The 13956-nt window shown below is 45.5% G+C and carries 10 protein-coding genes; 1 reads left to right on the forward strand and 9 read right to left on the reverse strand.

What is annotated here, in order from left to right:
• Positions 1-17: 17 nt before the first annotated feature.
• Positions 18-3092: a GH116 family glycosyl hydrolase gene (locus PG915_RS10025; RefSeq protein WP_353496402.1), complete on the reverse strand. Its 3075-nt coding sequence runs from the start codon at positions 3090-3092 to the stop codon at positions 18-20.
• A 61-nt stretch (positions 3093-3153) separates the two neighbouring features.
• Here PG915_RS10025 and PG915_RS10030 point away from each other — a divergent pair, with 61 nt between their 5' ends.
• Positions 3154-4098 (forward strand): aldose 1-epimerase, encoded by a 945-nt coding sequence (locus tag PG915_RS10030; RefSeq protein WP_353496403.1) that lies wholly within the window; start codon positions 3154-3156, stop codon positions 4096-4098.
• 44 nt (positions 4099-4142) lie between these two features.
• Here the strand turns inward: PG915_RS10030 and PG915_RS10035 are convergent, their stop codons facing one another.
• From PG915_RS10035 to PG915_RS10070, 8 genes are all read right to left on the reverse strand, one after another.
• Positions 4143-6554: a GH36-type glycosyl hydrolase domain-containing protein gene (locus tag PG915_RS10035; protein ID WP_353496404.1), complete on the reverse strand. Its 2412-nt coding sequence runs from the start codon at positions 6552-6554 to the stop codon at positions 4143-4145.
• A 72-nt stretch (positions 6555-6626) separates the two neighbouring features.
• The gene (locus tag PG915_RS10040; RefSeq protein ID WP_353496405.1) at positions 6627-7721 is read right to left on the reverse strand and encodes an ABC transporter ATP-binding protein; all 1095 of its coding nucleotides are present in this window, start codon (positions 7719-7721) and stop codon (positions 6627-6629) included.
• A complete protein-coding gene (locus PG915_RS10045; RefSeq protein WP_353498703.1) occupies positions 7714-9069 on the reverse strand; it encodes a GH1 family beta-glucosidase in 1356 nt (451 codons plus the stop codon). The genes PG915_RS10040 and PG915_RS10045 overlap by 8 nt, the downstream gene beginning before the upstream one ends.
• Positions 9070-9072: 3 nt before the next feature.
• Entirely contained in the window at positions 9073-9933 is an 861-nt protein-coding gene (locus tag PG915_RS10050; RefSeq protein ID WP_418642273.1) for a carbohydrate ABC transporter permease, read from the reverse strand.
• A gap of 34 nt (positions 9934-9967) precedes the next feature.
• Positions 9968-10957, reverse strand: a complete 990-nt coding sequence (locus tag PG915_RS10055) for a carbohydrate ABC transporter permease (protein WP_042499607.1) — start codon at positions 10955-10957, stop codon at positions 9968-9970.
• 64 nt (positions 10958-11021) lie between these two features.
• Positions 11022-12263 carry an ABC transporter substrate-binding protein gene (locus PG915_RS10060; protein WP_112461087.1) on the reverse strand — a complete coding sequence of 414 codons (1242 nt, stop codon included), beginning with the start codon at positions 12261-12263 and terminating at the stop codon, positions 11022-11024.
• A gap of 18 nt (positions 12264-12281) precedes the next feature.
• Complete coding sequence (locus PG915_RS10065) at positions 12282-13289, reverse strand: LacI family DNA-binding transcriptional regulator (protein ID WP_353498704.1); 1008 nt, start codon at positions 13287-13289, stop codon at positions 12282-12284.
• A 262-nt stretch (positions 13290-13551) separates the two neighbouring features.
• Positions 13552-13824 (reverse strand): hypothetical protein, encoded by a 273-nt coding sequence (locus tag PG915_RS10070; protein ID WP_353496406.1) that lies wholly within the window; start codon positions 13822-13824, stop codon positions 13552-13554.
• Positions 13825-13956: the final 132 nt, after the last annotated feature.

Genomic DNA, 13956 nt, shown 5'->3' on the forward strand with positions numbered 1-13956 from the left:
TTCTCTGCTTTCTGCAATTAGTATAAATAAGAGAAAATCATACCCGGTCTGAAGTAGCGCCCAGCGGTGTATTTGAGCCCTGTATTGAGCAACCAAGTATGTAGCTTGACCGCCTGTTCGTCAGCCATAGCTTCTGTAAACACGCTACGAAACTCAGCAAAGTCCGACGTCAAATCTGGATTTACTCTGCCATCAGTCAAAATACAATTTGTTGCTTTCAGACTTTGCAGCCATTGTTCAGCCGTGGATTCCGCTACGCCAAATTGCTCGACTAAATCAGACTGAGAAACAGCCACTGAGCAGTTAAACCCTTCTGGTGCGGCGAATGGGATCTTCGCGTAGTGGTAGAGCGCTGTATAGACAGAATCAATCAAAGCCTCAGCTTGCTGCTGTTTTCCTGCAAGTTTTAGCGCCGTTGCAGTACTGAACTGCACACCAATCCAAACGTCTTGTGCCTGAAACGCATCATGGGGTGCGCCATCGCATAGGGTCATGTTAGCCACACCCAACTTCGGACTATTCTCTCTGAAGTTTGTACGGTAGATGTAATCAAGGGTACGAGCGACTTTGTCATCTTCAAACAGCCCTTTATCACCAATCAGTTTCAAATAACTGTCAGCAAGCAAGGCATCGCCAAAGCTGTTATCTGAGTCAAGTAAGATGTCCTTGTACGCAGTGGTAAATACATCCGGGGCAAGCTCTAGCAAACGATGCTTTTTAGATACTCGCTGCTCGAACATGCTCAGCTCAGACTCAAGGTCAACACTATCTAAGTAAGCGTTGATTGCCTTTTTATCTTCAGTTTTATCGCCAGTTAGTGTTAGGCCTAATGACTGTAGAGAGTCATTCGTTTGACCCGTTAAATGCTTGGCTTGGACTGGCGTTGCGAAGAAGTGGTAGTAGCCATTTCTTTCATCCCACAATGCGCGCTCCAACGTGTCTAACGCAGCAGACGAGCGTTGTTGATACCAATCTGCTAAGTCGTTTTCTTCCATCAATTTAGCCAGTTTACTGGCGGCTTTGAGTCCGGCAGACCACAAGCTAGCACAGTAAATGGAGATACCATGAGAGGCCAAGTTATCGAAGGTATCATCCGTACCACGCGTCAGCGGCAGTGTGTCACCCTCTTCAATGAGCGCCGTCAAATACTCAACGCTTTCCACAATGGCAGGCCAGCAGGCTTGAACGACCGACAAATCGTTAGAATGCACATAGTGACGGTAAACCATTAGAATGTATTTGGGTGCAAGATCTTTCCACTCTTTCACGTTATGCCAATCATAGGCGTCTGGCTGAATGTCGTAAGGACTACCTAAGTCATGGATAACCGCACCTTTGATCGCTCGCACGCCTTCATACTTGGTATCACATAACTCTGCGTTTGGCTTTTCGGCGTACTCCCAATAGCGACGCTTGGTTGGATCGGATGCCATAATTGCGTCAGCAAACTCGCGCATGACAACACCATCAAGCTCAGGCAGTAGATAAAGCAGAGAGAATGAGCCATAGAAATACACATCAAGAGAGTTAAAGAACGGATAGTCCACGCACTCTTTCACCAAAAACTTATCCTGACAATCCCACACTGTCGATTCTGCTAGAAACGACAGTGTATTCATTGCCATTGTAGTAAAGCGGGCTGCGCTCTCACTGCTTTCAAAGTTCGCTTGAGCTTCTTGGTAAAATGCCTCCTGCTGAGAGACAATTCGATGCTCGATATCGCTTAGTTTTGGCAGAGTATCTTTAAGTATTGACTGTGCAGGGTGTGATTCTTGGTAGAATTGAGCGTACGATTTTCTCGATTCCCATCCATCAAGGGAGATTTTGCTGTGATCCATGACCTGAACGAAACGAAGATCGACCGTTTGACCTGGCTCAAGCTCCACTTGAACACAAACCAGACCCTGTAAGCATTCACGGCCACTGTATATGCCTTTGTCGAACAACTGATTGGTTCGGCCAGTTTTTAAGCTGGTTTCCAGCGCTTTTTGGGATTGTGTGATATAGAGCGACGGTTTTATGGAGACGGTGACTTTGCCGCTTTTAAGTAAATCCGAGTCCGATTGAACACCAAAGCAAACTTCTCCCTCAATATCAGACGCATAAGGTGACTGACTTGTCTGTGCCACGCCCTTAAATACCGAATTATCCGTTGTAATGGTGACAGGACGGTGCGACTGATCGATTGGGTTTTGCGTAAGAGTACAAAATGAATCTTGCACACCATCGCGGCCTTTGCGGTAGGTAGAGCCAATAAGATTAGTGAGTGGCTGAACAATCGTCACTACTTTTGTTTCATTACTGCTGTTTTCTACTGAGAACAGATTCCAGTGCATCGGCAACGAGCACAGTGTTTTGTCACCCTTAACAATAGGTGACACTACATTTCGAGTCAGTTTGATATCTTCAAACGACGAATACTGATACTGCGCAATGGGATACATGGCTTGGTAATGAATGTCTTCACGAGCCACACTTTCGATCGCCGACTGGCCAACCGCATTTAACGAGCGAAGCTGGGCTGTATTGTTGACCAAATGTCCATCAAAAAAATCAACAGCAACTCGCACCTGTGTCGAGACACTATTTGCATCAAGCTCCAAGTTATGCAGTGTTTTATCAGAGAACTCAACGTTCCATTTTAAAAAACCATCTTTATTTTCACTATAAAACGTAGCATCAATCAGAGAACGTTTAATTTCACTCTCTATATCTTTTCTTGAAATATCGGTCGCTATCTTTCCATTCAGCACAACCGGGTAATATTTAAGATATTGAATCAAACCATCCAAATCAGTTATTGCTAAATTTTCAACCGTCGGAATATCCATAACTGAAACGTGGAAATCGTTAAAGTTTAATTCCTCAGATTCAACATCGATAAAAATCCCCGGAACAAAGCTAAAGTTTGGTGTAGAACCAAGCGGCGTCAGCGTGAATGCGCTGCCAATCCCACCTACTGCCATTCCTGTGTTGTCTGGGGTTGTTGAGATAGGCACGTACCACGGTTGAATAAATTCAACCGCATTTCCCTTAGCACACAGTTCATTCACTGTGCCCTTGTAAGTAGTATTTTCTATATTAAGAATCATAACAATCCCTTATTGAATATCTTTTTTATTGTGATAGCATCAAATAAAAATGGAGTCGAAAATGTTTAAAATAACCCAAGATAAATTTGGCCACTTTGGTTCATTGCAAATTAAAAACTCAAAATGCGGTATAATATTGGAAATCATCCAAGACTTTGGCGCAGTAATAAATAAACTCATTATCAACAACAGTCCTTTCTCATTTATTCAGGGCTATCAGAGTGCGGAAGAATTAACCAAAACTCATCCGTTCTTTTCTCGTAGCGCCAAACTGTTTCCATTCCCAAACCGCCTAGAAAAGGGGCAATACTTATTCCAACAGCAAACATTTACCCTACCCGCTAACTTCCCTTGGTCTCAAGATGCTGTTCACGGGTTACTTTACAATCAACCATTCTCAATCCTTCATACCGATGCCAATGTTGACTATGCCGAAGTGACCCTTCGCTACAACACCGAGCACCTTTGTGCTGGTTTCCCACACAGCTTTCTATTAGATGTCATCTACCGTATCGATATTGATGGTGTCTTAACTTGCACCACCGAAATCACGAATACCGGCGTTAACTCTCTGCCCTATGGTGATGCATGGCACCCATATTTCTCTTTAGGCTGCGAGCGTGACCAAGTAAAACTAAACATGCCGTCTAGCCAAGAACTCGTTTCAGAATCGGGCCTTCCTACTGGTTCATTCAAACCATTTGACCAGTTTGCCCATGGCGCTTGGTTAGGCGACGCGGAGCTGAATCACTGTTTTCAGTTCGAGCTGTCACGCCCTATCGCTTTGTCTCTTGAGCGAGCAGATCAACGAGCCTCTATTCGTTACCAGCAAGACGCAAGCTACCCATTCATCCAACTCTATACACCCAACTCAGAGCCCACGTTGGCTATTGAACCCATGACTTGCCCGGCGAATGCGTTTAATAATCAAATCGGTCTTAAAGAGCTAAGTCCCAACCAGCTGGAGCGTTTTACTTGGCAATGTCAGATTAGCTATCAAGCCTAAACCACCATACCGTCATAAGGGGCGCTAAGCGCCCCTTTTTTTATTTAACCGAGTGTCACTTCGATTTGGTGTTCACCTTCTGCAAGCACCGGGATCTTGTTACCGTCAATCAGTTCGCCATTAACCTTCACTTTCGTAACCCCTTTCGAAACATGCTCTGGGTTAGTCACTTCAATGCAGTAAGTTGCTCCGCGGAACTGACGTTTCACTTTGAATCCAGGCCAGGCTTTCGGAATACATGGGTCGATGATTAGGCCATCGACATCTGGTCGAACGCCTAAAATCCACTGTGTACCCGCCACATAAGTCCAAGACGACGTACCCGACAACCAAGCATTTCTTCCTAAGCCAAATTGCTCATGCTCATCCCCTAAAATGTTCTGCGGATAGCAGTAGGGTTCAGATTCAAACACATCAATGTGATCGTTTTTCGATGCAGGGTTAATTTGACGATAGTATTCATAAGCTCTATCACCATTGCCCATTTTCGCTTCAGCGATCATGACCCATGGGTTAGAGTGCAAGAATATACCGCCATTCTCTTTCGCGCCCGGAGGATAAGTGGATACACCGCCCAATTTTGGATCAAACCCGTTGTAGCCCGGTGTCGACAACTTAATACCATTACGTGTATTGAGTTTTTGATACACGGAATCTAACGCTTGAGTCGCACGCTCTTCAGTAGCAAAACCTGAAATAACCGGCCAGCTTTGGCCATTAGTGTATATCTGCCCTTGCTGATTCACATGTGAGCCGATCGGCTCGCCTTTCTCATCAAAGTAACGAATGTACCAATGCCCATCCCAACCAAAGTCATTGACGATACGCTGCATCTCTTTATAGTACTCTTCAAAGCGCTGCTCTAACGCACTATCCGTACGCAGTTTGCAGAGGTCGAGCATATCCAGTAGCGCCTTACCGTACATATTGGCGATCATCATAGACTCAGCGCCCGTCGGCAAGTTCACCGTATCATTCCAGTCCGCAAAACCTAACAGCGGCAAACCATGCTGGCCACGATTGCTGTAAGTAAACTCAATCGCGCGACACAAGTGATTCCAAATGCTCGCCGACTCAATAGGGTTGCCGTGTTTATCTTTTTGATAATAAGGTAGCACCTTATCTAGGAACGCGGCATTACCGGTCTCTTTTACGTACTGAGTGACCGCAAAGATAATCCAGAGGTGATCATCACCGTAATAATCTGGACGGTCTTCTTCCTCCCGTGAGTCACCTGCATTCGCTTCCATGGTTGACGGGAAAAACTGGTGCATAGCCGAACCATCGGTGTTTTGTACTGTTAGCAATCGCTCAATCAACTCGCGAGCTTCTTCTGGCATATGTGAAATAACACCCAAGGTATCTTGAGAAGAATCCCTAAAGCCAATACCGCGCGCACCATAGCCCAGTTGATACAGCGACAAGTAACGCGACCAGTTTTTCGTGGTGTGACACTGACGCGGGTTGTGCACATTTAACATTGAGTTCATTGCCGGATCAGGCGTGTCGACGTGCAGTGTTGCTAAATACTGCTCCCAATGAGAAACCAACGCGTTAAACGCCTCATCGACCGTTTGGTGATCGCGATATTTAGCAAGCAGATCGGTCGCTTGTTCTAAACTTTCCATCTGAGTTAGCTGCACCACAGTGCGCTCTTGCTGTTCTGGCTCTAGCCAGCCTAATCTTAGGTTCAGTGCACCAATGTTGTCACCACGCAGACATTCAGAATTGTTCAGCTCTTGGTGATTTAACGCTTGCGGTGCTGCCCAACTTCCATAGCTCATATTGCCAAGAAATTGCTGACGATCACCATCAAATGAAGTCGCGATTCTGTCTGCCGTCATTAGGTTTACGGCAAAATCTCGCTTCATAAAGGCGTATTGTTCCAGCACAGTATGACCGCTCTGTTGCTTGTGCGCTTTCAGCGTCATGGTTTGTGGTACCCAGTCAGCATTAAGGAGCTGCTTTAAAGCATCAAAGTGAGTGAACTCATACACTGGAATCACATCTACATGCAGTGGTTTGTCAGAGATGTTGGTAACTTTAATATCCTGTAGCAAAACGGGATCGTTGTGCGGTACAAAGAACGTCGCTTCACAACGCACCCCATACCCTTCCGATACGATGGTGGTGTACGACAAGCCTGTATGGTTTTCATAACGCTCCAGAGGCTTGAGTGTCGGCGTGTAGAAAGGCGAGAAAATTTCTACATTACCATCAGCGTCTTGAACCTTAATATAGGTCGTAGACCCTTTAAAATCGGAGTTTGGCAGCTGGGCGATGTATTTGGTGACCCTGTTGAGTGCTGGGTCCCCCTTACACAGCAGCACTCCACCATTACTATCCACCAAGCCGCCAAAATTGAGCGTGCCCACATAATTACACCATTTAATCGGTGTGCACGGTGTCGTGGCGACATATTCCTTTGCTGCGTCATCAAAATATCCAAATTTCATCGTCGTGTTCCCTAACCCCTTAACTCTCAAAGGGGTTTATTCAAAGTTAAATTAAAATCGTTCGCTTGCGGACTAGTCGATGGCGAGTGAGTTTTCGCTTAAGGCATCGAACAAGTGGATTGCATCTAAATCCAGATAAAGAATGAGATCGTCAACGTCGACTTCTGCCGCTTGCGTTTCAACTACAAATGGCTGACCAGCCACTTCGGTCTTCAACAGGATGCTCGCGCCAAGTAGTTCCTTGTCTTTGATTGATACAGGGATTGGGAGCACACGGTCATGGTCGACTTGCTCAGGGCGAAGATAAAGATCTGTTGGACGTACACCAAAGTGCAGAGCAACATTTTTTGAAGCGTGCGCTTTAAAGCGTTCTGGCAGTGGAATATGTACATCACCAAGCTCAACGAAAAATTCGCCATCGATGTCGACAAGCTGTGCGTCGAGCATGTTCATTGATGGGTTCCCAATAAACTGAGCAACAAACTTGTTGGCTGGACGTTTAAAGACATCCGTTGGTGTGCCAACCTGTGCAACGTAGCCATCCTTCAGAATGACGATGCGATCAGCGAGCGTCATGGCTTCGATCTGGTCGTGAGTCACGTAAATGGTTGTGGTCTGTAGTTTACGATGCAGTTCTTTGATTTCTTCTCGCATTGTGCCGCGCAATTTGGCATCCAAGTTCGACAATGGCTCATCAAACAAAAATACCTTCGGTGTGCGTACCATCGCACGCCCCATCGCGACACGTTGACGTTGGCCGCCAGACAGTTCTTTCGGCTTACGATCGAGCAGTGGCGTTAGCTCTAGCATGGTCGCGGCTTTGCGAACTTCAACATCGATATCACGCTTAGCCATGCCCTTTAGTTTGAGAGCAAAAGCAATGTTTTCATACACTGTCATGTGGGGGTACAAAGCATAACTTTGGAACACCATCGCCAAGTCTCTGTCTTTTGCGTCCACTTTGTTCATGCGCTTGTCGCCCACAAAGATATCACCTGATGTGATGTCTTCTAAGCCAGCCAGCATTCTTAAAGTTGTTGATTTTCCGCAACCCGAAGGGCCAAGAAACACCACGAACTCACCGTCCTGGACGGTAAAGTCGAACTCTTTTACGACTTCTACGTCGCCGAATGATTTTTTGATATTACGAAATTCTACTTTAGCCATTTTTGTTCTCCTCAGAGCGCGCTAGAAGCATATTGCGATAGGCAATCGCACTCTGTTTCAGTGTTCTTTTTTGTGTTTGATAGTCGACATGTACAATGCCGAATCGCTGGACGTAACCGAACGCCCATTCAAAGTTGTCCATTAAGCTCCAAGCGAAGTAACCGTGGACGTTAACGCCGCTTTCTATCGCCTTATCTAGAGCAAGCAAGTGCTGTTGCAGGTAGCGTTGACGCTGTTCGTCATCCACCTTTCCTTCAATACACTCATCATTGCCTGCGGCGCCATTTTCAGTAATGTAGATCGGTGGCAGGTTTGGATAGCGTGACTTGATTCGAACTAACAGATCGGTCAGTCCCTGCGGGTAAATTTCCCAACCGATATCGGTGTGCTCTGATTCGGATTGAGGAACTGATTCGATATCGCCATTTTCATCAAAACGCACTACGCCACGTGAGTAGTAGTTAATACCGATGTAATCTACCGGTGCAGAAATAATCTCTAGATCCCCTTCTAGCACCATAGGTTTGTGGGCGTACTCGCGCTCTAGTACTAATTCGGGATAACTTCCCTTAAGCACCGGATCCATAAACCAGTGATAATTCGCGGCGTCTTTGTACATAGCCGCACCTTCGTCCTTTTCGCTTTCTGGATAGAACGGTGTGGCGTTGTAAACAATCCCATGCAATGAATCAGGCGCGTTTTCACGCAGTACTGGCATTGCTAGACCATGTGCCAGTAATAGGTGATGCGACGCTAAAAGCCCTTCAGACTCCCCGACTACGCCAGGTGCATGCATCCCCCAGCGATAACCAAGGAAAGCGGATACAAACGGTTCGTTTAGCGTGGTGTAGACATCGATCTTATTACCAAAGTAGCGACTTACTACCTCAGCATAGTGAGCAAACTTATACGCCGTTTCACGATTAAGCCATCCACCTCGGTCTTCTAAATATTGAGGCAAATCCCAGTGGTAAAGCGTGACGTAGACTTTCATACCGAGAGCATGACACTTGTCGATAATGCGCTCATAAAACGCTAAGCCTTGAACGTTGACCGCGTCTTCTTCAGGCAGGATACGCGGCCATGCAATTGACAGCCTGTAGGCGTCGACACCAAGAGAATGAATCATCTCGATATCTTGTTCCCACAGGTGGTAATGGTCACAAGCAATATCGCCATTGTCACCGTTGTCTACCTTGCCCGGTTGTCGGCAAAACGTGTCCCAAATCGAATCGCAGCGCCCGCCTTCTTTCGTCGCGCCCTCAATTTGATAAGAGGAGGTAGCAACACCAAAGACAAACTGTGGGTCACGCATTTTTGAGCCAAGTGGCAATTGAAACTGTGGCATCATTTACCCCTTAACTGCGCCAGATGTTAAGCCGCTAATCATCTGTTTAGAGGCAAACAGATAAGTCACAACCAGTGGAAGAATTGAGATAGTGGTACCAAGCATTACTGCGCCCCATGGGGTATTTGGTATGCCCTGCACACTTCTTAGTGCCTGAGTAATCACGTAGTTTTCAGGTGAGTTCAGAACTACCAAAGGCTGCATGAACATGTTCCAGAAGAAAACGAACTGAACAATCGCAAGTGTGGCAAGCGCGGGTTTCATCAGCGGTAGTACCACGCTCCAGTAAGTACGCAGTTCACCAGCACCATCTAGTTTGGCCGCTTCAAGAAGCTCACGTGGAATCGAGGCCACCACGTGCTGACGCATCAGGAAAATACCAAACGGCGTCGTGGTAAATGGAAGCCATACCGCAACATGGTTATCGAGCAATCCTAGAAACTTCACGATCATAAAGTAAGGAATCAAGCTCAATACTGGTGGAATCATCATCGAGCCTACCAGCATGCCAAATAAGATGTTCTTACCCTTGAACTTGTGAACCGCAAAAGCGTAACCACCCATGCTACAGAACAGCAGGGAAATGGTGGTACCTACAAAGGCCACGTAGACAGAGTTAAACATCGCCTGCCAGAAAGGCATGATTTCTTGTAGCTTCGCGTAGTTAATCGCCAAGCTATCTCCGATGGCAAAACTGATACCAGTTCCAAAGATTTCGCTGCGGTCACGTGTCGACAGTAGTGCCGACCAAATAAACGGGAACACGGTAATAATTGCAGAGACGATAAGTATCGCTGCAAGCAGCACCATTAACGCTTTCACCAGCAGCTCTACAGTGCGATCGCTCGGTTTTAGTTTTGCCATTACGGCATTCGAGTTATGCGTTAGAGTCGTCATATTAGTGCTCCCCTAAACCTTTCTTACCAAAGAATAAAAATTGAATTGTTGTACATCCGGCGATGAGCGCGAACAGTAGCCATGAAATTGCAGATGCTGTGCCCATTTCTAGCCATTCCCAACCCACTTTGTACAAGTACATAGAGATGGTTAGACCCGCCTGACCAGTACCGCCGCCACCGCGAGTCAGTACGAAAGGTTCTTCGAACAACTGCAAGTTACCGATGATGGTCATGGTGACAGCAAAAAAGACAAAAGGACGAATCATGGGTAGTGAAACATGCCAGAAGCGACGAAGCGCGTTAGCACCATCCATTCGTGCAGCTTCTAAGATATCTTTAGGGATCGTCATTAAACCTGTGGTGTAAAGAACGATGTTAAAACCGGTGTATTTCCAAAAAACCATGATGGCAATCGATGGTTTGATTAGCGTTGCATCGTCAAGCCAGCGGATAGGTTGATAGTCATTGACCCACGCAAATGCCCAACCAAGAACCGTGGTATCAGCCAAGTAAATCAACGTTTGGTTGATGATGCCTGAGCTTGGCGAATACATATTGAAGAAGATAAGTGACGCGGCGACTGTTGATGTGATGAAAGGCAAAAAGTACGCAGACGTCAGCCAATGGCGAAGTCTGTCGCCAAGGGAGACCAAAATATAAGCCACTGGAATCGCGACTAAGTGCTGCGCCACACCAGAAGTGATTGCTAGCCAAAATGTGTTCTTAAGGGAGCGCCACAACCACGGGTCGGTAAGCGCAATGTGGTAGTTTTCTAGTCCCACGAAGTTCATCGCGCCAAGACCTTCTACTGGGTTCCATTCGTGAAAAGAAAGGAACACTGAAAATAGAAGTGGAAAAATACCAAATACAGAAAAAATAATTAGGAACGGCAACAAAAACCCATAGGGGGCTAATGCCTTGGCATTAATACGAGCAATAATACTCTGCCTTGATGTTGCTTCCATGACGTTGCTCGCTGAATGACTCATAGTAACGACCTCTTAAAGAAGGAAGCGCGCTAGCACGCTTCCTTAAATCAAACTCAAAAACGGATTAAAGGTTACGCGTTCTGCGTTTAATTAGGCGCTCAGCCTCGGCCAATGCAGTTTTGATGTCTTTATCTTCATCCAATACTTCCATCAGTGCATTTTCTAGAACAATTGAGCGAGCAACGTGGTCACCTTTCGCTGGTGCAACCGGTTTGATGTTGTTCGCTACTTCAGCAAATAGCTGACGCGCTTTTTGACCACCAAGGAACTCAACTTCTTGGTCAAACAGTTTGTCGTCGTAAGTCGTTACGTTAGCTGGGAACGCAGCAATCGTCTCAAAGTGCTTAAGCTGTGAGTCACGATCTGCTGTCATGAATTCGATCAGCTTCCAAGCTTCATCTTGGTGCTGTGACTGAGTAGGGATAGAAAGGAAAGAGCCGCCCCAGCTGCCGTAGATGCCATCAGGTAGATTTGATACTGCCCACTTACCTTTTGTTTCTGGTGCAATCCAGTTATTCAAGTGACCAAGCAGCCATGCACCCGACTGTTGAGTCGCAAACGTGCCATTTCTAAAACCTTCATACCACTCGTTTGACCATGCCAAAATGCGGCCATCTAGACCTTTTTCACGAATTTTCTTCGCGACTTCAAAAGCGTGTACAAAACGCTCAGAGGTAACGACTGGCTGACCGTCTTTATCGAAGTAAAGACCTTCGCCTTCAGGTACTGTGGTGTAGATGATTGCTTGTGCAACATCCGCTGCAGAGGCGATCAGTTGAACGTTTTGTTGCTTCAGTTTTTCACCTGCAGCAATGTAAGAGTCCCAATCTTTGATGGCATCTTTCACGTCGATACCCGCTTTTTCAAATAGATCTGTACGGTAATACATAACGCCAGGGCCTAGATCCACTGGAATGCCGTACATGTTGCCATCAGAGCCCTTACCTTGCGCCCATGCGTAGGGAGCAAAACGCTCAGCGTATTTATCTGCACCGTATTTTTCAGAAAGGTTGACCAAACCACCAGACGCTACAAATGGACCAATTTTCTCTACATCAACAACGATGACGTCACCCGCACCTGAGCCCGTCGCTAGGTTAGTTGTCAGTTTAGTGTGATGGTCACCATGGTTGTTCATCAAGTAATCAACCTTGATGTCATTTTCCTTTTCAAACTCAGGTAGCAGAACTTTCAAGCTGCTGTCAAAATCTGGAAAACCATCAAAACGAATCGCTTCTTCTGCATTAACAGCGGTAATTGTTCCAAGCGAAATCGCACTATAAAGTACTAAACTCTTTAATTTCATGTTATATCCTTAATAGAATTATAGGGTAGTAAGTAGATCCTTAACTGAATTTCTAACCACTAGTGAAGGGAGTAGTTTAAAATTAACGTCGCACTTATTATTCCCCAATTTTTGAATAACAAGCTGTACAGCTTCCAAACTCATTTGTTCAATTGGGAAGTTCATTGTCGTTAATTTTGGCGTTAAATAACGAGCGAACAAAATGTCATCAAATCCAATGAGTGACACTTGTTCTGGCACTGAATATCCTTGCTCTGCCAGCACCTCATACGCACCTAAAGCCATATGATCATTAGTAGCAAATACTGCGGTAAAGTGGCATTTCCTCCTTATTATTTTTTCCATTGCACTGGCACCACTTTCTTCGGTAAATGACGCTTCGGCAACAAGCACTTCATCATATTCAATACCTGCGTCAAACAGTGCATTTCTATAACCTTGCAGACGTCCTCTAGCATCGGATTTATCTAAAGGACCTGTAATACAAACAATATCCGTGTGACCCATTTTAAGGAGATATTGTGTTGCTATTTTTCCACCAAGTTCATTGTCGATGGTGATACAACTTGATTTCATTTCCGGAATGAATCGATTGATAATCACAAGCGGAATACCTGACTCTTCAATTTGAATTAAGTAGTCATCGGGAACATTTTGCGCATGAACAATCAACGCATCGACTCGGCGGCTAATTAAAAACTCAATCGACTCTTTTTGACTCGCTTCCGTATTCGAACCCGCACTGACGACGACATGATAGCCAAAGCGTCTAAGGTGCTCTTCCATGTTGTGAAGTATCCCAGAATAAAACGGGCCGCCTAGTTCCGGTACCATGATACCGACACTTCCGGTGCGACTAAACGCAAGCGCTTGGGCGATTGAGTTGGGTTTATAAGCCAGCTCTTTAATGGCTTTTTCAACCTTCAGCTTTTTGTCGTGACTCACTCGGCTGGTACCGTTGATGACTCGTGATACTGTCGCCTGAGATACACCTGCTAACTCTGAAACATCTTTGATAGTCGCCAAAATAACCTCGATACGCCCCTGCATGAAACCGTTTTCAAGCTGAGTATTTCTTATATGAGGTCCGTTAAGCGTGATATAACTCACATGGAATTGAAGGGAAATTTTTGAAATTGCTGAATATTGAGTGCAATGGCAAGTTTTTCATTGGCCATGAAACTCTTTCATGAAATCAAATTTGGAAATAGTGACCTAAGTAGTAAAGATGCCCATGCAAACACCAAAGAAGCGTGTGCATGGGCTGTAATGATAAGAATGATCTTGTCTATAATCCTAGCTTTTGTCGAGCCACCTGATACTCATCTTCAATAGTATCAATGACATACTGACTTGGCGCTCTGTCAGAGACGTATCTCGCGCGTACTTCTATGTTCTCAAGTTGTGCGCTCCGCCAGTTTTCTAGCGCCTGTTCTATATCGCTTTTTGACATACTACTTTTGATCGATTGTATGGTCATATAATCCAGCGCATCCTGGCTAGTGGCTGTAAATGAAACCGCTGATGCAATAATGGTCAACGTAATTAACTTTGCTCTCATAACAATATTCCTTAACCTTATAAAAGACGAATAAGACACGTTGAAACACGAAACCGGTTTCAAGAAAATATGCCCTAACATCGACATTAACTAATAAGAAAATGTCAATACAATAGTAGTACAGAACTGTGA

It is taken from the genome of Vibrio sp. CB1-14 (genome assembly GCF_040412085.2).
Taxonomy (GTDB): domain Bacteria; phylum Pseudomonadota; class Gammaproteobacteria; order Enterobacterales; family Vibrionaceae; genus Vibrio; species Vibrio chaetopteri.